This is a genomic window from Streptomyces sp. NPDC002032, from assembly GCF_042890765.1.
In the GTDB taxonomy this organism is placed as follows: Bacteria; Actinomycetota; Actinomycetes; order Streptomycetales; family Streptomycetaceae; genus Streptomyces.
The window spans coordinates 394,759-412,865 of record NZ_JBIASM010000004.1 but is presented as its reverse complement, the minus strand read 5'-3'; the positions used below and the strand labels follow the sequence as shown (position 1 = coordinate 412,865).

At 75.4% G+C, this 18,107-nt stretch carries 17 protein-coding genes and 1 pseudogene; 7 read left to right on the top strand and 11 right to left on the bottom strand.

Going from position 1 to position 18,107, the window contains the following annotated elements; all coding sequences use genetic code 11:
* Positions 1-42: 42 nt before the first annotated feature.
* Together ACFYYT_RS13500 and ACFYYT_RS13495 are read left to right on the top strand one after the other, a co-directional pair.
* A complete protein-coding gene (locus ACFYYT_RS13500) occupies positions 43-855 on the top strand; it encodes an endonuclease (RefSeq protein WP_351819965.1) in 813 nt (270 codons plus the stop codon).
* Positions 856-955: 100 nt separating this feature from the next.
* A complete protein-coding gene (locus ACFYYT_RS13495) occupies positions 956-1,261 on the top strand; it encodes a DUF3040 domain-containing protein (RefSeq protein ID WP_351819962.1) in 306 nt (101 codons plus the stop codon).
* Positions 1,262-1,294: 33 nt separating this feature from the next.
* On the opposite strand, the gene ACFYYT_RS13490 is transcribed toward ACFYYT_RS13495, so the two are convergent.
* The 4 genes from ACFYYT_RS13490 to ACFYYT_RS13475 all read right to left on the bottom strand — a co-directional run bounded on the left by ACFYYT_RS13490 (position 1,295) and on the right by ACFYYT_RS13475 (position 5,515).
* Entirely contained in the window at positions 1,295-1,939 is a 645-nt protein-coding gene (locus ACFYYT_RS13490; protein WP_351819960.1) for a hypothetical protein, read from the bottom strand.
* A gap of 129 nt (positions 1,940-2,068) precedes the next feature.
* On the bottom strand, positions 2,069-3,715 hold the full coding sequence (locus ACFYYT_RS13485) for a family 20 glycosylhydrolase (RefSeq protein ID WP_351819957.1): 1,647 nt from the start codon (positions 3,713-3,715) through the stop codon (positions 2,069-2,071).
* Positions 3,716-3,803: 88 nt separating this feature from the next.
* The gene (locus ACFYYT_RS13480; protein ID WP_351819954.1) at positions 3,804-4,244 is read right to left on the bottom strand and encodes a heme-binding protein; all 441 of its coding nucleotides are present in this window, start codon (positions 4,242-4,244) and stop codon (positions 3,804-3,806) included.
* A gap of 50 nt (positions 4,245-4,294) precedes the next feature.
* Entirely contained in the window at positions 4,295-5,515 is a 1,221-nt protein-coding gene (locus ACFYYT_RS13475) for an MFS transporter (protein ID WP_351819952.1), read from the bottom strand.
* 224 nt (positions 5,516-5,739) lie between these two features.
* Here ACFYYT_RS13475 and ACFYYT_RS13470 point away from each other — a divergent pair, with 224 nt between their 5' ends.
* Positions 5,740-6,195, top strand: a complete 456-nt coding sequence (locus ACFYYT_RS13470) for a MarR family transcriptional regulator (RefSeq protein ID WP_351819949.1) — start codon at positions 5,740-5,742, stop codon at positions 6,193-6,195.
* 83 nt (positions 6,196-6,278) lie between these two features.
* Here ACFYYT_RS13470 and eno read toward each other — a convergent pair whose 3' ends face one another.
* Positions 6,279-7,580: a phosphopyruvate hydratase gene (gene eno, locus ACFYYT_RS13465; RefSeq protein ID WP_351819946.1), complete on the bottom strand. Its 1,302-nt coding sequence runs from the start codon at positions 7,578-7,580 to the stop codon at positions 6,279-6,281.
* A gap of 163 nt (positions 7,581-7,743) precedes the next feature.
* Here eno and ACFYYT_RS13460 point away from each other — a divergent pair, with 163 nt between their 5' ends.
* On the top strand, positions 7,744-8,166 hold the full coding sequence (locus tag ACFYYT_RS13460) for a MarR family transcriptional regulator (protein WP_351819943.1): 423 nt from the start codon (positions 7,744-7,746) through the stop codon (positions 8,164-8,166).
* Between the two features lie 106 nt (positions 8,167-8,272).
* Positions 8,273-8,395: pseudogene (locus tag ACFYYT_RS13455) on the top strand (alpha/beta fold hydrolase); the annotation flags it as partial.
* Between the two features lie 193 nt (positions 8,396-8,588).
* On the opposite strand, the gene ACFYYT_RS13450 reads toward ACFYYT_RS13455, so the two are convergent.
* The 4 genes from ACFYYT_RS13450 to ACFYYT_RS13435 form a co-directional block, all read right to left on the bottom strand.
* Entirely contained in the window at positions 8,589-9,095 is a 507-nt protein-coding gene (locus tag ACFYYT_RS13450) for a hypothetical protein (protein ID WP_351820093.1), read from the bottom strand.
* Positions 9,092-9,787, bottom strand: coding sequence for a SigE family RNA polymerase sigma factor (locus tag ACFYYT_RS13445; protein WP_351819940.1), 696 nt, complete (start codon positions 9,785-9,787; stop codon positions 9,092-9,094). Before ACFYYT_RS13445 ends, ACFYYT_RS13450 begins: the two co-directional genes overlap by 4 nt.
* Positions 9,788-9,794: 7 nt before the next feature.
* Complete coding sequence (locus ACFYYT_RS13440; RefSeq protein WP_351819937.1) at positions 9,795-10,283, bottom strand: LAETG motif-containing sortase-dependent surface protein; 489 nt, start codon at positions 10,281-10,283, stop codon at positions 9,795-9,797.
* Between the two features lie 140 nt (positions 10,284-10,423).
* Positions 10,424-11,887, bottom strand: coding sequence for a PLP-dependent aminotransferase family protein (locus ACFYYT_RS13435; protein WP_351819934.1), 1,464 nt, complete (start codon positions 11,885-11,887; stop codon positions 10,424-10,426).
* 29 nt (positions 11,888-11,916) lie between these two features.
* Here ACFYYT_RS13435 and ACFYYT_RS13430 point away from each other — a divergent pair, with 29 nt between their 5' ends.
* Positions 11,917-12,897 carry a DMT family transporter gene (locus ACFYYT_RS13430; RefSeq protein ID WP_351819931.1) on the top strand — a complete coding sequence of 327 codons (981 nt, stop codon included), beginning with the start codon at positions 11,917-11,919 and terminating at the stop codon, positions 12,895-12,897.
* 73 nt (positions 12,898-12,970) lie between these two features.
* Positions 12,971-13,816, top strand: a complete 846-nt coding sequence (locus tag ACFYYT_RS13425) for an AraC family transcriptional regulator (RefSeq protein ID WP_351819928.1) — start codon at positions 12,971-12,973, stop codon at positions 13,814-13,816.
* Here ACFYYT_RS13425 and ACFYYT_RS13420 read toward each other — a convergent pair.
* Both ACFYYT_RS13420 and ACFYYT_RS13415 read right to left on the bottom strand, forming a co-directional pair.
* On the bottom strand, positions 13,746-14,453 hold the full coding sequence (locus ACFYYT_RS13420; protein ID WP_351819925.1) for a class I SAM-dependent methyltransferase: 708 nt from the start codon (positions 14,451-14,453) through the stop codon (positions 13,746-13,748). The genes ACFYYT_RS13425 and ACFYYT_RS13420 overlap by 71 nt on opposite strands.
* 42 nt (positions 14,454-14,495) lie before the next feature.
* On the bottom strand, positions 14,496-17,981 hold the full coding sequence (locus tag ACFYYT_RS13415; protein ID WP_351819923.1) for an endo-alpha-N-acetylgalactosaminidase family protein: 3,486 nt from the start codon (positions 17,979-17,981) through the stop codon (positions 14,496-14,498).
* Between the last annotated feature and the right edge of the window lie 126 nt (positions 17,982-18,107).

Sequence of the window (18,107 nt, the reverse complement as noted above, 5' to 3'; positions counted from 1 at the left end):
CCCCTGGTGGGGACGGTGCGTGTGGAGAGGCACCCCCACGTCATGAGAATCTCCCGTACGGCACCCTGGGCCGGCGCCCTCGCGGCCGCCGCCCTGTTCCTGATACCCGCCACGGCCTCCGCCGGCCAGGACCGGACGGCGGCCGCCCCCACGGCCGCCCCGTCCGTGAGCGTGGCCGACTACTACGCGCCCGCCGAGGGCAAGACCGGCGCCGCGCTCAAGTCCGCCCTGCACGACATCATCAAGACCCAGTCCAAGGTCACCTACGACGGTGTGTGGAACGCCCTGAAGGTCACCGACCAGGACCCGGCGAACCCCAACAACGTGATCCTCGTCTACTCCGGCCGCTCCCAGTCCAAGAGCACCAACGGCGGCGGGGCCAACGACTGGAACCGCGAGCACGTCTGGGCCAAGAGCCACGGCGACTTCGGCACCGCCACCGGTCCCGGCACCGACCTGCACCACCTGCGGCCCGAGGACGTCACCGTCAACAGCACGCGCGGCAACAAGGACTTCGACATGGGCGGCAGCCCCGTCGCCGAGGCCCCCGGCAGCCGTACGGACGCCGACTCCTTCGAGCCCCGCGACGCGGTCAAGGGCGACGTCGCCCGGATGCTGCTCTACATGGCGGTCCGCTACGACGGCGGGGACGGCTTCGCCGACCTGGAGCCGAACGACAAGGTCAACAACGGCAGCGCCCCGGCGATCGGCCGCCTGAGCGTCCTGAAGCAGTGGAACCTCCAGGACCCGCCGGACGCCTTCGAGCAGCGCCGCAACCAGGTCATCTACGACACCTACCAGCACAACCGCAACCCCTTCATCGACCACCCCGAGTGGGTCAACTCCATCTGGTAGCCGATGGCCCCGGCGGGGTTGGCCCGCGCCGGGGCGGGTATGCGCAGGCCAGAGGCTGCGGTCCGCGCCGGGCGGTGGCGGCTGACGGAGGTGCGACGTCATGGACGGAGCCGGACTGTCCGATCGCGAGCAGCGCGCCCTCTCCGCGATCGAGGCCGACCTCAGGAGCGACCGGTCCCTGGACCGGATCCTGCGGTCCGCGCACCGCCGCCACCGCACCCTGGCGGCCTGTGCGCTCGGCGCCCTGACGGTGGTCCTGCTCATCGCGGCGTCGGTGACCGTGGCGCAGCCCCTGATCTGGGGCTTCGCCGCGGCCTGGATCCTCACCGTGTTCGCGGCCCTGCCGCCGGCCGCCGAGTGGGCCCGGCGGCGCTGGCAGCTGCGCGAGCGGGTCCCGCGGACCTGAGACCGGGCGGCCGGGCGACGGGGCGGCCTGGCGTCAGGGGACGTAGACCTCGTCGAGCGTGTCGATGAAGCCGCCCGCGCCCAGGTGGTAGCGGAAGGGCAGGCCCGAGTCGGGGTGCGCGGTCACCCACGCGATGAGTTCGTGGAGGGTCACCGGCTTGCTCGCCGAACCCGAGACGATCGGCGCGGTCGCGGTGATCTTGGCGGTCTCCGCGATCGGGATGAAGGTCTCGGTGCCCACCGGCGCGAAGGGGGCGCCCCCGCCGTCCGGGCCCGCGCACTTCCAGTTGCCGTGCTTGACGATGAGGTTGTGGTCCCCGCCCTCGGGCGTGTAGCGGTACAGGGCGATCAGGTCGGGCGCGATCGGCATCGTGTGGTCGCAGGCCGCGGTGGCGGTGGGGCCGGGCTTCTTCGCCGGGGAGGCGGTGGCCCCGGGCTTGGTGGCCGGCTTCCCGGGGGGCTTGGTGGACGTGGCCGAGGGCGCGGCCGTGGCGCCCGTCGGGACCGGGACGGGTGTGGGGGCCGTCGCCGGTGTGGAGACCGAGCCCGCACCGCCGCCCGGCGCGCCCGCGGCGTCGTCACCGCCCTGACAGGCCGTGAGGCCCAGCACCGCGCACACACCGAGGGCGGCCAGCGCCACCTGTCCACGGGCCCGTCTCCGGCTTCGTACCGCGCTCATGGTCGTCTCCCTCTGCTGGGTCCCGCATCACGTGGCGTGACCGTAGCGCGCGGGATCCGGCCAGGGCGATGGCGCGAAGACGTTCGTCACCGGTCCGGGATCGCGTTGTTGCGGATCGCGGACGTCCGGTCAGCCGAGGCGGTCGGCGAGGGCCTTGAAAGCGGTCCAGGGGGCCTGCGGTGCGCGGGCGTCCCAGACCTTCTGGGAGAGGGCCGCCAACGGCAGCCGGATGCCGGCCGCCACCTGGTCCTGGGTCTGCGCCCCGGCCAGGTCGCACCAGACGGCGAGCCGGGCGCCGAGGATCTGCGCGTCGTACCCGGCCGGGACGGCGGCGGTGCCGCGCAGCACGCGCGGGGTCCACTCCTCGTAGATCCGCCGCCCGGTGGGGTACGTGAACTGGTTGGGCTGGCCGAGCACGTAGTACAGGTACTCGTCGTTGAGGTTGACGACCTTGCGGCCCGCGCTCAGGTACTCCAGCGGCGGCCGGGCCCCGATCTCCTTGCCGGTCCAGTACTCGGCCTGGATGTCGGGGGCGGCGGTGGCGATCCCGCCCTTGAAGAAGCCGTCGTTCCACGCCTTGAGGGCCTTGCCCGACGGACGGACCACGGCGGCCCGGTCGCCCAGCCAGCCCGTCGCCAGGTCCTGTACGCGGGCGGTGGGCCCGTAGCGGGCGCGGGCGGCGGCCGCGAGCTTCGGGAAGGAGGCCTGCGGGTCGCGGACGACGAGCGCCTGGTACTCGTCGGCGCCCAGGTGCCAGGCCCCGGCGGGGAACAACGGCAGGTACTCGCGCAGCAGTTCGTCCACGAGCCGGGCGGACGCCGGGTTCGCTATGTCGACCGCGCCCTTGACGGCCCGGCCCTGTGCGTCGCGCAGCTGGAGGCCGGGGTGGGCCCGCAGGACCGCGCCGAGGTGGCCGGGCGAGTCGATCTCGGGGACGACGGTGATGTGCAGGCGGGCGGCGAGGGCGGTGATCCCGCGCACCTGGGCCTTGGTGAGGTGCGGGGTGGAGACGATCTCGGGGTGGCTGTCGGACTGGATCCGGAAGGCCTGGTCGTCGGAGAAGTGCAGGCCGAGCTGGTTGAGCTTGAGGTCGGCCATCTCGCGCAGCCGGTCCTCTATCCAGGCGGGGGTGAAGTTCTTGCGCGCGATGTCGAGGTTGAGTCCGCGCTGCGGTTTGGCCGGGGCGTCCTCGACCGTGCCCTCGGGGGCCGAACCGGCCCCGCGTATCTCCTGCTTGAGGGTGCGGGTGCCGTAGAAGACGCCCGCCTCGTCGGGGCCGGCGATGCGGACGCGGCCGTCCCGCACGGTGAGCGTGTACGACTCGGGCGGACCGGAGCCCTTTGCGCCGAGGGCGAGCTGGACGTCGCCGGGCCCGGGCTCCGCCGCTTCGGCGTAGCCGAGTTTCAGTTCCCCGGCGAGCAGTTTCGCCTCGTCGGACAGGGCCGCGCTGTCGGCGGGGGCCACGACGACGCGGGCGGCGGGGGCCGGCTTCCAGCCGGGGCCCCGGGCGGCCCGGTGTGCGCGTACGGCGGGGACGGTGCTCGGGGCGGTGGACAGCGGGTACGCGGACGCCGGGGTCGACGGGGACGCGGCGGGGGTGGGGCCCGGCGGTGTGACGGGGGCGGGGGCGTCGCCCGTGGCGCGGGCGGTGTCCGTGGCGGCCCGGGAGGATTCGGCTCCGGCGGAGCAGGCGGGTACGGCGAGGGAGACCAGCGCGGCGGCCGCCGCGCTCGCCAGGGCCCGGCCCCGCCGGATTCTGCTCGTCCGTTGCCGCATGGTGCACCCGTGTTCGCCGCCGTGTCCCCCGTACCAACCTGGCACGGGGGACACGGCGGCGCTACCGGGGGGGGCGGGGCGGGCCTGGTCAGGCGGCCAGGGCGTCGCGCGCGGCGGCGGCGAAGCGGTGGTCCTGCTCGGGGGCACCGCCGCCGACGCCGATGGCTCCGACGAGGCGGCCGTCGCGGTGGACGGGGAGCCCGCCCGCGATGAAGAGGAGCGGCCGGTCGAGGGCGGTGGGCAGGGTGTGGAAGGGGCCGCCCGGCTGGACGGCGTCGACGAGGTCGGCCGTGGGGGCGTTCAGCTGGAGGGCGGTGAAGGCCTTGCGGGTGCTGGTCTCGCCGGAGATCAGGACGGCCCGGTCGTCGCGGCGGAAGGCCAGCGGGTGGCCGCCCGCGTCGAGGACGCTGACGCTGACGGTGACCCCGGCGGCTTCGGCGGCGGCCGTGGCCGTGGCGACGAGCAGTTCGGCGTCCCGGGTGGTCAGCGGGGCGACGGTGGCGCGGGCGGCGGGGGTGGTGCTGGACATGCGGTGCTCCTGTGTGCGGTGGGCGTGCGTGTGTGTGGGGGGGGTGCGCGTCAGTGGTGGGCGGAGACGGGGGCGACGGGGGCGGGGGCGCCGGCGGCGACGACCCGGCTGTCGGCCGCGCGGCGTCCCGTACGGCGCTCCAGGGCTCCGGAGACGAGGGCGAGGACGAGGGCGGAGGCGGCCAGGGCGGCCCCGACCCAGTTCGGGGCGGTCCAGCCGAGCCCGGCGGCGATCACGAGACCGCCGAGCCAGGCGGCGAGGGCGTTGCCGAGGTTGAAGGCGCCGATGTTGACGGCGGAGGCCAGGGTGGGGGCGCCGGCGGCCTGGTCGAGGACCCGCTTCTGCAGCGGGGGCACGGTCGCGAAGCCGAGGGCGCCGATGAGGAAGAGGGTGACGGCGGCGCCGGCCCCGCTGTGGGCGGTGAGGGTGAACAGGGCCAGTACGACAGCCAGCGCGCCCAGGGTCGTGTACAGCATCGGCATCAGCGCCCGGTCGGCGAACCGGCCCCCGACGAGGTTGCCCGCGACCATGCCGAGGCCGAGGAGGACGAGCAGCCAGGTCACGGAGGTGTCGGCGAAACCGGCGACGTTGGTCATCATCGGGGTGATGTAGGTGATGGCGGCAAAGACCCCGCCGAAGCCGAGGACGGTCATCCCCATCGCGAGCAGCACCTGGACGTTGCGGAACGCGGCGATCTCGTGGCGGATCCGTACGCCTTCGGGGCGCGGGAGGTCGGGGACGAGCCGGGCGATCCCGAGCAGGCCGACGATGCCGAGGGCGGCGACGATCAGGAAGGTCACGCGCCAGCCGAGGGTCTGCCCGACGAGGGTGCCGAGCGGGACGCCGATGACGTTGGCGACGGTGAGGCCGGTGAACATCATGGCGATCGCGCCCGCCTTCTTGTCCGGGGCGACGAGTTCGGCGGCGACGACCGCGCCGATGCCGAAGAAGGCGCCGTGGGCCAGGGAGGCGACCACGCGGCCGGCGAGCATCACGCCGAAGGCGGGGGCGAGCGCGGAGAGCACGTTGCCGATGACGAAGAGGCCCATGAGCAGCATCAGCATGCGCTTGCGGGGGACGCGGGTGCCGAGGACGGTCATCAGCGGGGCGCCGAGGACCACGCCGAGGGCGTAGCCGGTGACCAGGAAGCCGGCGGTCGGGATGGAGACGCCGTAGCCGGCGGCGACCTCGGGGAGCAGGCCCATGATCACGAACTCGGTGGTGCCGATCCCGAAGGCCCCGATGGCGAGGGCGAGGAGCGCGAGAGGCATGAGGGAGGTGCCCTTCAGGGGGTGCGGGGGGTGTGCGGTGCGGAGGGGCAGGGGGCCACAAGATTTTGCGGTCGCTGTTTGCCTGCGTCCACATTAATTGCAGACGCGGGATATTTGCAAGCGCGGGCTATTGCGGGGAGTGGCCTATCCTGGCGGTACGCACGCGCGGCGGGACCGGCCTCCGGAGGGCCGGGGCCGGCCGGCCGGACACGACGGAGGAGCCCATGACGGCCACCGACAGCGCACTGACGGGCCTCGCCCAGGGCTGGTGCGCCCTCTCCCTCCTGCACGGCCGGATCGAGGCGCACATCGAACGGGCGCTCCAGGCGGGGCACGGGCTGAGCGTGCGCGAGTACTCGCTGCTGGACGTGCTCAGCCGGCAGCACGCCGGCCCGGGCGGCCATCTGCGGATGAACCAGGTCGCGGAGTCGGTCGTGCTCAGCCAGAGCGCGACGACCCGGCTGGTCAGCAGGCTGGAGGACCGGGGGCTGCTGAACCGCTACATCTGCGACACCGACCGCCGGGGCATCTACACCGACGTGAGCGGGGCGGGCCTGGACCTCCTGTCCGAAGCCCGCCCCACGAACGACACCGCCCTGCGCGAGGCCCTCACCGAAGCCGCCCGCAACCCGGAACTGGCCCCCTTGGTCGCGGCGGTGGAGAACACCCGCCGGCCGTAGCACACCTGGCCGACAGAGCGGCCGTCGAACAGACCGGCCGTCGAAACAGGCGGGCGCGCCCCGGGGCGGCGCGCCCGGGTGGTTCAGGAACGGTCCAGGACCGCTCCGCCCGCGTAGCGGGCCGAGGCGCCCAGTTCCTCTTCGATCCGGATGAGCTGGTTGTACTTCGCCGTGCGGTCGGAACGGGAGAGCGAGCCGGTCTTGATCTGGCCGCAGCCCGTCGCCACCGCCAGGTCCGCGATGGTGGTGTCCTCCGTCTCGCCGGAGCGGTGCGACATGACGACGGTCCAGCCCGCGCGGTGCGCGGTGGCGACCGTGGCGAGGGCCTCGGTCAGGGTGCCGATCTGGTTGACCTTGACCAGCACCGAATTGCCGACGCCGGTGCGGATGCCCTCGCGCAGCAGGCCCTCGTTGGTGCAGAAGACGTCGTCGCCGGTGAGCTGGCAGCGGTCGCCGACGCGGGCGGTCAGCTCCCGCCAGCCGTCCAGGTCGTCCTCGGCCATCGGGTCCTCGATGGAGACGATGGGGTACGCGTCGATCAGCTTGGCCAGGTAGTCGGCGTGTTCGGAGGGCGTGCGGCGCACGCCCTCGCCCGTGTACACGTACGCGCCGTCCCGGAAGAACTCCGACGAGGCCGGGTCCATGACCAGGCCGATGTCCGTGCCGGGCCGGTAGCCGGTGCGCTCGACGGCCCGCACCACGAAGTCGAGCGCCTCCTCGGCGGTGCGCAGCGCGGGCGCGAAGCCGCCCTCGTCGCCGACGCCCGTGGCGTGCCCGGCGGCGAGCAGGTCGCGGCGGAGCGTGTGGAAGACCTCGGAGCCCATGCGGACGGCTTCCGCGAAGGTCTCCGCGCCGATCGGCGCGATCATGAACTCCTGGAAGTCCAGCGGGTTGTCGGCGTGGGCGCCGCCGTTGACGATGTTCATCATCGGCAGCGGGAGGAGGCGGGCGTCGGCGCCGCCGAGGTAGCGGTAGAGCGGCAGGCGGTGGGCGGCCGCGGCGGCCTTGGCGGCGGCGAGGGAGACGCCGAGGAGCGCGTTGGCGCCGAGCCGGGACTTGTCGGGCGTGCCGTCGAGGTCGACGAGCGCGGCGTCCAGTCCCGCCTGGTCGCCGGCGTCGCGCCCGACGACCGCCGCGGCGATGTCCCCGTTGACGTGGGCGACCGCGCGGTCGACGCCCTTGCCGTGCCAGCGCGCCGGGTCCCCGTCGCGCAGTTCCACGGCTTCCCGCGCGCCGGTGGAGGCGCCGGAGGGGACGGCGGCGCGGCCGAGGGATCCGTCGGCGAGGCGGACGTCGGCCTCGACGGTGGGGTTGCCCCGGCTGTCGAGGACCCTGCGGGCGGTGACGGACCGGATGACGGTGGGTGCAACTGCTGCGGAAAACATGCGAGTTCCTTCGCGTCGACGCTCGCCGCGGCCTTGCTGCGACAACGCTGGCGCCTGCCGCGACAGCGCCGACTTTACAGCAATGCTGTGCAGTTGCGCTGAACAGTTCTGCTGTATAGGTGGGCTGCCCGTCCTCGCTGGTGAGCACCGGTTAAAGTGCCCTATGACCACCCCGGAGCCCGCCGCCGTCGCCGCCGAACTGCGTACCGCGATGGGCAAGCTCACGCGCCGCGTGAAGCACGAGGACCGGATCCCGCTCGGCCAGGCCGCCGTGCTCGGCACCCTCGACCGCAACGGCGCCATGACCACCAGCGATCTCGCGGCGGACCAGCGCGTACGGCCGCAGTCCATGGCCCGCTCGGTCGGGCTGCTCATGGAGCAGGGGCTCATCGTCCGCCGCGCCCATCCCACGGACGGCCGCAAGTCCCTGGTGGACCTCTCCCCCGAGGGACGGGCCGCCCTCGAAGCCGAACGGGGGCGCAGGGCGGGCTGGCTCGCCCAGGCCATCGAGCGGGAGCTCACGGACGAGGAGCGCGACGTACTGGCGCGCAGCGTCGCCCTGATGGAGCGGCTCGCCGCCCGCTAGACCCCCTCCCCCACGGGCCCGTCCGCCACGGCCCGGAGGGGACGGCCCCGGGCCGGGCCCGCCGATCCCGAAAGGGCGCCACAGGGCATGGTCTGAACACACGGCGGTGCGCGACGGCGTACGGCGCTCCTTCCGTGACCGGGGCGGATCGGGGCCGCCCGTCGTCCTGCTGCACGGCCTGGCGGGGCACGCGGGCGAATGGGACCCGGTGGCCCGGCACTTGAGCCTTCGCCACCGCGTCGCCGCCGTCGACCGGCGCGGCCACGGCGCCGGCGAACGCCGAGCGGATGCTCCGGCAGCGGCCGGGCACGGTGGCTTCGAGCGTTCCCGGCGCGGGGCACGACCTGCATCTGGAGCGGCCGGAGGTGCTGTGACGCCTGCTCTCGGACTTCCTCGGCGCGCTCCCGGCCCGACCCCCGGGGTCAGGCTCCGGCCGGGGACGCGGGCCGCGAGGGCCGGGACGTGGACGGCGGCTGCGACGGCGCGGCGGAGCCCCCGGGCGGCGGCGGGGACGTACGGGCCCGGCCCGCCGACGGGGTCGCCGACGGGGTCGCCGACGGCGTCGGGACCGCCGACGGGGCGCGGGACGACGGAGCCGACGGGCTCGGGGACACCGAGGGGAACGGGCTCGTCGACGGCGCCGTCGAGGGGACGGCCGACGGGGTGGGCGAGGTGAGCTCGGGCGGGGCCGCGGGCGGCACCGGGCGCGGCGGCGCCGCGCCCGGACCGCCGAGCACGAGGTACCCGGCGAGGGCGGCCGCGGCCAGCCCGCCCAGGCCCGCCACGGTCCACGTCGAGCGCCTGTGCCAGCGGCGGCGCAGGTGCGGGCCCGGCGGCTCGGCGGGGCGCAGCGTCACCACGGTGACCTCCTGCGCCCGGGCCGTCAGGGCCTGGCGGAGCAACTGCTCCACGGGGCGCTCTCCGGTCATACCCGTCCCTCCAGAATCCGTTCGAGCGCGTCCAGGGCACGGCTCGCGTTCGACTTCACCGATCCCCGGCTGATGCCGAGGGTCTCGGCTATCTCCGCCTCGCTGAGGTCCGCCCAGTAGCGCAGCACCAGCACCTGGCGACGGCGCGGGGTCAGCCCGCGGAGCGCGGCCAGCACCTCGCGCTGCGCCTCGCCCAGGACGACGGAGGCCTCGGCGGAGGGGACGTCGGCCGTCACCGGCGGGACCCAGGCCCGCGCGGTGCGCCTGCGGCGCAGCACGGAGCGCGAGGTGTTCACGACCGCCGTGCGCAGGTAGCCCAGGGCGTTGTCCACTTCCGCGATCTCCTCTCCGTAGCGTCGGTACAGGGCGGTGAAGGCGTCCTGTACGACGTCCTCGGCGGTGGCCTGGTCGTCGACGAGGAGCACCGCCAGCCGGACCATCCGGAGGCGGTGGGCGTGGTAGAGCTCACTGACGGTCGGCGGCCGCGGGGGCGCGTCCGGGACGCCGTCCGCCCCGGCCGGGCGGCCGTGGCCGTAGGTGTAGTCGTAGCGGGGCGTGTACGGGGCGGCGCCGTGGCCGGCCGGCTTCGGCGGCGCGGACCGCTCGCGGCGGGCCGTCCACCGCCACAAGCCCCGCCACGCCCGGGCGAACCCGGGCGTGAGGGGGCTGATGGGTGGTGCGAGGTCGAGCACGGGGTCCTCAGCTGCTGGTGCGCCGCCGCACGGTGTACAGGGCTCCGGCCCCGACGGCGACGAGCCCTGCGGCTCCGGCGGCGAGTGCGACGGTGGTCGCGGAGGAGCCAGTATGCGCGAGCTCGGATCCGCCGGGTGCGGCGGAGGGCTCCCCGGTGCCGGTGGCCGGGGACGGGACCGGGCTGCCGGCGGGACGGCTCGGCGCCGCGGAGGGGGCCTCGCTGCCGGCGGGGCGGCTCGGCGCCGCGGTCGGGGCGCCGCCGGGGGCGGTGGAGACGGACGGGGACGGCTTGCCGCCGGGGTGGGTCGGGACCGCGCTGGGGGCGGCGGAGGGCGTGGCGGCGGACGGGGTGGGCGACGCGCTCGCGGCGGGAGCGGACGCGCCGGAAGCCCCCTGTGCGGCGAAGGCCGGGCCGCCGAGGGCGACGACCGCCCCGGCGGCCGCGACGACGGCGGCCCGGCGGGCGGACAGGGGAACGCGCTTCAGGTTCTTCACGGATGTTCTCCACGGTCGGGTCGAGGGCGGGAACTTCGCCCTTCACCCCTCCACGACGTGCGAGTCCGCGATCGGTTGCCGCCGGTTCCGAAGTTTTTTCCGCCGGTCGCAGCCCCGCCCCCGCGCACCGGGCCCGGACGTCAGGCCAGTTCGCGCAACGCCCGCCCCAGCAGGGCCACACCCTCCTCGATCTCGCCGGCCGGGCCGGCCGCGTACCCGAGGACCAGGCCGGGCGGGCCGGGGCGCACGCGGTGCCAGGACAGGGGGTGGGTCTTCACCCCGAGGCCCAGGGCGGCTCCGGCGAGGTCGGTGTCCTCGAAGGGGGCTCCGTCGAAGGTGACCATCAGGTGAAGGCCCGCCGCCGCGCCGTGCACGCGGGCTCCGGGCAGCCGGTCGGCGACGGCGCGCAGCATGGCGTCCCGGCGGCGCCGGTGGCGGCGGCGCACGAACCGCAGGTGGCGTTCGAGTTCGCCCGATTCCATCAGCCGGGCGAGCACGAGCTGGGCCAGCACCGGGTTGCCGAGGTCGGCGTTGCGTTTGGCGGCGGCCACCTCCTCGCGCAGCCGCGGCGGAACCAGCAGCCAGCCCAGCCGCAGGGCGGGCGCGAGCAGTTTGGACACGCTCCCGGCGTAGCAGACGCCCTCCGGGAGCAGGGCCCGCAGGGCGGGGACGGGGGCCCGGTCGTAGCGGTGCTCGGCGTCGTAGTCGTCCTCGATGACCAGTCCCCCGGCGGCGGCCCAGTCCAGCAGGTCCCGGCGTCGTTCCCCGTCGAGGACGACCCCGGCGGGGAACTGGTGCGCCGGGGTCAGCAGCGCGGCCCGCGCCCCGCTCGCCCGCAGCGCGCGCACGTCCAGCCCGGCCCCGTCCACGGGTACGGGTACGGTGTCCAGCCCGGCGGATTCCAGCTGCCGGCGGGCGCCGAGCGAGCCGGGGTCCTCCACCGCCACCCGGCGCACGCCCTGCCCGGGCAGTACCCCGGCGAGCAGCCAGAGGGCCTGTGCGACCCCGGCGACCACGATCACCTCCGCGGGGTCCGCGCGGATCCCCCGGTTGCGGGCCAGCCACCCGGCGACGGCCGCGCGCAGGGCGGGCGCGCCCTGGGGGTCCCCGTAGCCGAAGTCGGCGGGGCTCAGGGAGGACAGCACCCGGCGTTCGGCCTGGAGCCAGGCGGTGCGCGGGAAGGCGGCGAGGTCCGGGACGCCGGGCGAGAGGTCGATCCGGCAGGGCACGGCGCGCAGGGCGTCCACGGGCCCGCCCCGTGAGACGGCGGGCGGCGGAGGCGGGGCGGGGGCCGGGGCCGTGCCCCCGGGCGGGGCCGCGACGACCACGGTGCCGCCCCGGCCGCGGCCGGCGACCTGGCCGCTTTCGGCGAGGCGCTGGTAGGCCTCGGTCACCAGGCCGCGGGAGACGCGGAGTTCGGCGGCGAGGGCCCGGCCGGCGGGCAGCCGGCTGCCGACCGGCAGGGTGCCGTCGGCGATGGCGGCGCGCAGCCGCTCGGCGAGCCATTCGGTGCGGCCGCCGGGCGGGGCCTGGCCGATGTCGAGCTGGAGGAAGTCGGAGCCGGTTGTGGACCCCTGGGATGCGCCTTCTTTGGACCTGCTCACCGGACCATTGTGGCCCCAGGCTGGTCCGCATGAACACTCGGCACAGCACCCCGCACGGCACCTCGTCCACCACCTCGCCCCCCGCTTCGCCCGCCACCCCCTCCCCCGCCGCCCCGCTTCCCGTCCCGGCGTCCGGCGCCCTGCGGGAGCTGGCCCCGGGCGTCGTCGGGATGGCGCTGGTCGGCAGCAGCGTGACCGTGTCCCGGTCGCTGGTCGACGCCCCCCTGTTCGCGGCGCAGGCGGTCCGGTACGCGGCCGCCGCCCTGCTCCTCGTCCTGCTCGCCCGGGCCGCCGGGGTGGCACTGGTGCGGCCGCGGGGCCGGGAGTGGCTGTGGCTGGCGGGGATCGCCGCGAGCGGGCTGGTGGTGTTCAACGTGGCCGTCGTACGGGGCGTCGCGCACGCCGAGCCGGCGGTGATCGCCGTCGCCGTGGCCTGCGTACCGGTCCTGCTGGGGGTGGTCGGGCCGCTCCTGGAGGGGCGCCGGCCCAGCCGGCGGATCCTGCTGGCGGCGCCGCTGGTGGTGGCGGGGGCCGTGCTGGTGGAGGGAAGCGGGCGCACCGATGCCGCCGGGGTGGGCTGGGCGGCGCTGGCACTGGCCTGCGAGGCGGGGTTCACGCTGCTCGCGGTGCCGGTGCTGGGGCGGCACGGCGCGTGGGGGGTGTCGGTGCACGCGGTGTGGCTGGGGGCGGTGATGCTGGCGGGGCTGTCGCTGGGGACGGAACCCCGGGACGCCCTCGGGACGCTGACGGCGGGGCAGTGGGCGGCGGCCGGGTACCTGGCGGTGCTGGTGACGGCCGTGGCGTTCCTGCTCTGGTACCGGACGGTGGCCGCCGTGGGCTCCGGCCGGGCGGGACTGCTGACGGGGGTCGCGCCGCTCGCGGCTGCGGGGGCCGGGGCGTGCGCCGGCGGGGGCCTGCCCGGGCCGGCGGTGTGGGCGGGGCTGGCGGTGGTGCTGGCGGGCCTGGCGCTCGGCCTGCGCGGCGGTGACGGCCCGGCCCCGCGGGGCTGACCGCGGCCGTCCGGGCCGGGGCCGGCCGGCCCGCCCCTTGAGGGGGCACCGCGGTGTGGATCACAATCCGCAGATGCCGACGCCCCCGTACAGCAGTTGGATGCGGTACTTCTCCCCCACCGCCCAGCACCGCCGTCTCGGCCTGGTCTGCCTCGGGGTGGGCGTGCAGCAGGGGCCCCTGCCGGTGGTCGGACCGCGGGTGCTGGACCACCACGTGGCCGTGGTGGTGACCCGGGGCCGGGGCTGGTTCGCCCACGGCGGGCGGCCGCCGCAGCCGGTGACGGCGCCCGCCCTGCTGTGGCTGGTGCCGGGGGTGGAGCACCACTACGGCCCCGACCCGGCGGGCGGCGGCTGGGACGAGTGCTTCGTGGACTTCGCCGGACCGGCCGTGGAGGCGTACACCGGCCTGGGGTACGTCACGCCGGACCGGCCGCTGGTGCCGCTGAGCGGGACAGCCGGGGTGCAGCTCGTGGTCGACGGGATCCTGCGCTCCGCCCGGCGCGGTGGGCCGCTGCTGGAGGTGGAGGCCGCGGCGGCCGTGCACGCCCTGCTGGTGGCCCTGCGCTACGCGGGCGCCGGGGTGTCCCCGCGCGGGGAGGCCGTGATGGACGCCCTGACGCGGGACGCGCTGCTGCCGATCCCGGTCGCCGAGCACGCGGCGCGTCTCGGCATGGGGCTGGCGGAGCTGCGCGGGGCGGTGCGGCGCAGCACCGGCGAGGGGGTCAAGGAGTACCTCCTCGGGATCCGGCTGAGCCGGGCGAAGGAGCTGCTGGCCCGTACCGACCTGCCGGTGGCCGGGGTGGCCCGGCGGGTCGGCTACGAGGACGCGGCGTACTTCAGCCGGCTGTTCAGCCGCCGGGTCGGAATGCCTCCGGTCCGGTTCCGGGCCCAGCAGTCGGCGCGGGGGCCGGTGCGGTGACGGCCCGGGCGGGCCGCCGGGCGTAGCAGAAGAGGTGTTCCTCGGGCGGGGCGAGGGGGTCGGCGGGCCGGAAGGGCGCGGTGTGGTGGTGCAGGACCTCCAGGCCCTGGGCGGTCAGGCGGCGCAGGTGCTCCTCGGTGGAGAGGCTGCTGACGGTGACGGGATGGCCCATCCACTCGATGTCGAGGCCCCGGATGTCGCCGGGCACGGTGGCCAGGACGAGGTAGCCGCCCGGGGCGACCCAGGAGGCCATCCGCTCCAGGGCCGCGGCGATCTCCGGCTGGTCCATGACGAGCAGCGGGAAGAAGGAGCAGACGGCGTCGTACGCGCCGGGGGCGGGCGGCGCGTACGTGCGGACGTCGGCCTGTTCGAAGCGGGCTCCGGGAACCCGGGCGCGGGCCGTCTCGACCATGGCGGCGGAGACGTCGATGCCGGTCACCGCGCAGCCGGCCCGGACGAGCCGCTCGGCGGTGGGGCGGCCGGTGCCGCTGCCGACGTCGAGGACGCGGGCCCCGGGGGCCAGCCGTTCCGCGAGCCAGTCGAGGGCCTCGACCTGCGCGGGCACCTCCCCGAACAGTTCCTCGTAGCGCTCCCCCAGCGCGTCGAACACCTCTGCCGCTGACTCGCGTCGGTCCATGGTGTGCCCGGCCCCCTCACTCGTACTCGTGGGAGGACCACGCTACTGGGGAGGGCGGTGGCCGATGGTGAGTTCGGCCAGGGAGGTCCAGGGGTTGCCGTTCACCTCCCGGGTGGCCCGGAGCCGGACGTAGCGGGCGGGCCGGGGGGTGAAGGCGGCGTCCTGGCGCGCGGTGGTGTCCGCGAAGGTGCCGGTGGCGGCCGGGGCGCCCCAGGTGACGCCGTCGGTGGAGGTGAACACCTGGTAGTCGGCGATGCGTCCGTTGCTCTGCGTCTGGCGGGGCAGGCAGTGCAGGGCGGAGACGTCGTAGGTGGCGCCGAGGTCGAGGGTGATCTCGTGGGGCATCGGGGCGGTGGCGGCGTACCACTGGGTGTGCCAGATGGTGGCGGCGTTCCCGTCGAGGACGTTCGCGGCGCTGCCGTCCTCCCCGGCGCTCTCCTGGCTGTCGACGGCGGTGACCCTCATCCGGTCCTGCGGGACGGTGGCTTCACCGCCGCCGCCCGCGGGTCCGAGGTCGTCGACGGTGAGGTCGTCGAGGATGAGGTCGGCCTCGTCGTGGGAGTCCTCGGCGGTGGTCTTGCGTACGCCGATCCAGGCGTCCGCACCGGCGGTGAAGGTCTGGGTGAAGGCGGTGGGGGTACGGGCCCGGTCCAGCGCGGTGGCGCTCTCGGCGGTACCGGAGCCGGTGACGAACCGGTAGTCCCCGGCGAAGCCGTTCTCGTAGCGCAAGCCCACCCGGTAGGCGTGTCCGGGGGTGAACCGCAGGGTCTGGGGCAGTGTGCGGTAGACGAGGCCGGGGCGTTCCTCGTGGGACTTGAGGGAGTTCTGTCCGCCGATCACGTCGTCGACGAGCTTCCCGTTCCATCCGGCCTGGGTGTACGGCGCGTTGCGCTGCGCGAGGTGCGTGCGGGGATCGGTGGCCGGGCCGCCGGCGCCGCCGAAGACGAAGGGGCCCCAGCCCGCGTCGACGTTCTCGAAGTCCTCGGCGTAGGTGTGCCCGCCGAGCGGGGTGCGGGCGCCGGGCACGACGCGGACGTCGTCCAGGACGGCGGTGCCCGGTCCGGCGGCGGCCGACAGCTCAAGGGTGGCGGTGGAGCGGCCCGCGGGGACGTCGAAGAGCACCTTCATGCGCTGCATCGTGGTGCCGTTCTTCTCGCTGCCGCCCAGGTTGTCGGTGAGCGGCGAGGAGTCCGCGTACACGGAGGCGGGGGCGCCGCCGTCCGGGGTGACGGTGAGGGTGGTGGCGCGTCCGGCGGGGGTGGAGACCCAGACGGAGGCGGAGTGGGTGCCGGGGGCGAGGCCGGTCAGCCGCTGGGAGACGGCGGCCGCGGTCTGCGGGCCGAAGGTCAGCTCGCTCTGGCCCTGGGCGTTGCGGACGACGGCGGCGCCGCTGCCGGTCGGGTTCCAGGCGGCGAGGTCGCCCGCGGTGAAGGAGGGGTCCTTGACGGGGGTGCCCTCGCCCCAGTGCGGGTCGGGCTGGGCGGGCGCGGCGCCGTCGGTGACCACGTACGCGGTACGGGCGGCGGCGGTCAGGGTGACCTTGCCGCCGGGGGCCACGGGGAGGTCGCCGACGGGCACGCGGCCGGTGTCGGTGAGCCGGTACAGCCTGGGGGCGCTCCAGCCGGGCGGGAGGGTCCAGCTGGTGGTGCCCCCGGCGGCGTTCCAGTGGTAGAGCTTGCCGTCGCGCGGCAGGAGGTAGGCGGAGCCGTCGAGGACGGTGCGGCCGCCGGTGGTGATCTTCCGAGTGCCGCCGGCGGTGGTGACGGTGGTGCCGTCGGCGAGGGTGACGGCGCCGGGGCTCCACTTCACGACCGGGGACCGCTGGAGGTACTTGGTCGGCAGGTTGACGCCGAAGGTGGTGTTCAGGAAGGCGGGGTAGTCCTTCTTGCCCTGCCAGCCCTCGTAGGCGGTGAGTTCGGCGCCGCCCAGGAGCGGGTCGCGGGCGATCCAGTCGTCCTTGGTGTGGTTGGCGATGAAGCGGGCGATGGTGGAGTTGATGCCCTTGAGGTCGCTGCCGCCGTAGTCGACATCGGCGGCCCAGTGGTGCCAGAGGGACTGTTCGGTGAGGGTGTTGGGAAACTCCGTGGCGAGCTGGAAGCCGAGTCCGGAGATCTCGCGCTGGAGCGCGCGGGAGACGTAGCCGTCGCCGTACCAGACGTCGACGTAGAGGAAGTCCAGGCCCGGGGCGGCCGCCTTGAGGTCGCGCAGGCGCCGCAGACGGTCCCCGGACTGGCCGTCCTTGCGCGTGTCGACGTAGTACGACTGGTCCAGCCAGTCCCAGCCCGGGCCGCCGCTCTGGTGGGCGGGGTCGAAGGTGGCCGAGACCGGGTACTCCTCGGTGGCGTTGATGTGGACGCCGAAGTCGGCGTGGTAGGCGTGGCCGGCGGTGGTGAGGGCGTTCAGGGCGTCGGCGCCGCCCAGCTTCGCGCCGATGTTCTTGTAGTCCATGTGCGCGGAGTCGTGGCCCTCGGAGGCGTACCCCTTCAGCAGGACGAACTGGCCCAGGCCGTCGGTGGCGAGGCTGACCCGCTTGGTCTCGTCCAGGGTCCGGGCGAAGGGGTGGGTGGCCTGGGAGGCGAAGTTGAAGGGGATCCGCTGCACGACCCGGTCCGCGGTGTCCTGCCAGCCGGTGGGCGGGGTCCAGATGTCGCGGTAGGCGACGGCGGCGTCCTGCCAGTCGACGACGGAGTCCGCGTTGCGGTCGGCGGTGATCGCCACGCGGACGTACGGGAGGGGCTCGGTGTCGGTGTCGGCGGCGCCCCGGGCCCGGTAGAGCCAGTCGCCGCTCCACAGTCCGGCGCGGCGCTGCCCGCCCCGGTCGGTGACGCGCTTGCTGATCCGGCCGTTCTCGCGGGCCGTGCCGCCGGAGGGGGCGTCGTAGAGGGAGTTCGAGTCGATGGCGGCGGCCAGCCGGCCGGTGTTGACCAGTCCGTACATGACGGTGGTGGCGGCGGGGTCCACGGGTGTGCTGGCCGTGACCGGTGTGAAGGTGTCCCCGGTGCCGGTGGTGGCGGTGAACATGCGGGCCGTGGACAGCGCGGCGCCGGGCTGGTCGCTGCGGACGCTGACGAGGGTGTGGTCGGGGATCGCGAAGCTGTGGACGCGCAGGGCGGGGGTGTCCTCGATCGCGGTGACCTTGAACTCGACGACCGAACCGGTCACCGACAGGCGGGACCTGATGCTCACTCCGCCGAAGGACATCACGTAGTCCACGGCGGAGGCGGAGGGGGTGGAGGTCACGGCGGGGGTGTAGGAGGTCCCGTTGACGAGGACGGTGCTCAGCGGATCCTCGTTGCCGCCCAGGACGTCGCCGGTGGCGCGCCGGGTGTAGCCGATGACGCGGGGGAAGGAGCCGTCGACGCCGACGGACAGCTCGGGCGAGGTGATCGTCACGGGGGCGGCGGCCGGCGCGGGGGCCGGCGCGGCCGGCTGTGCCGCGGCCGGGGCCGCGGACACCGGGCCCGGCAGGACGAGGGTGGCCAGGAGAGCGGCGGCCGCGGCTGCGGCCGGCCAGAGGGGGGTGCGCATCGGGCCTCCGGGAATCGGCGCTTCCTTGTACGCGCTCGGAAGACCGCACGACTCGGAGCCGTGCGGTCCGCTCACTGACCAGTCAGCTTGCGGACCCCACGGCGCCAGGCCCATGGACAAAGCCTC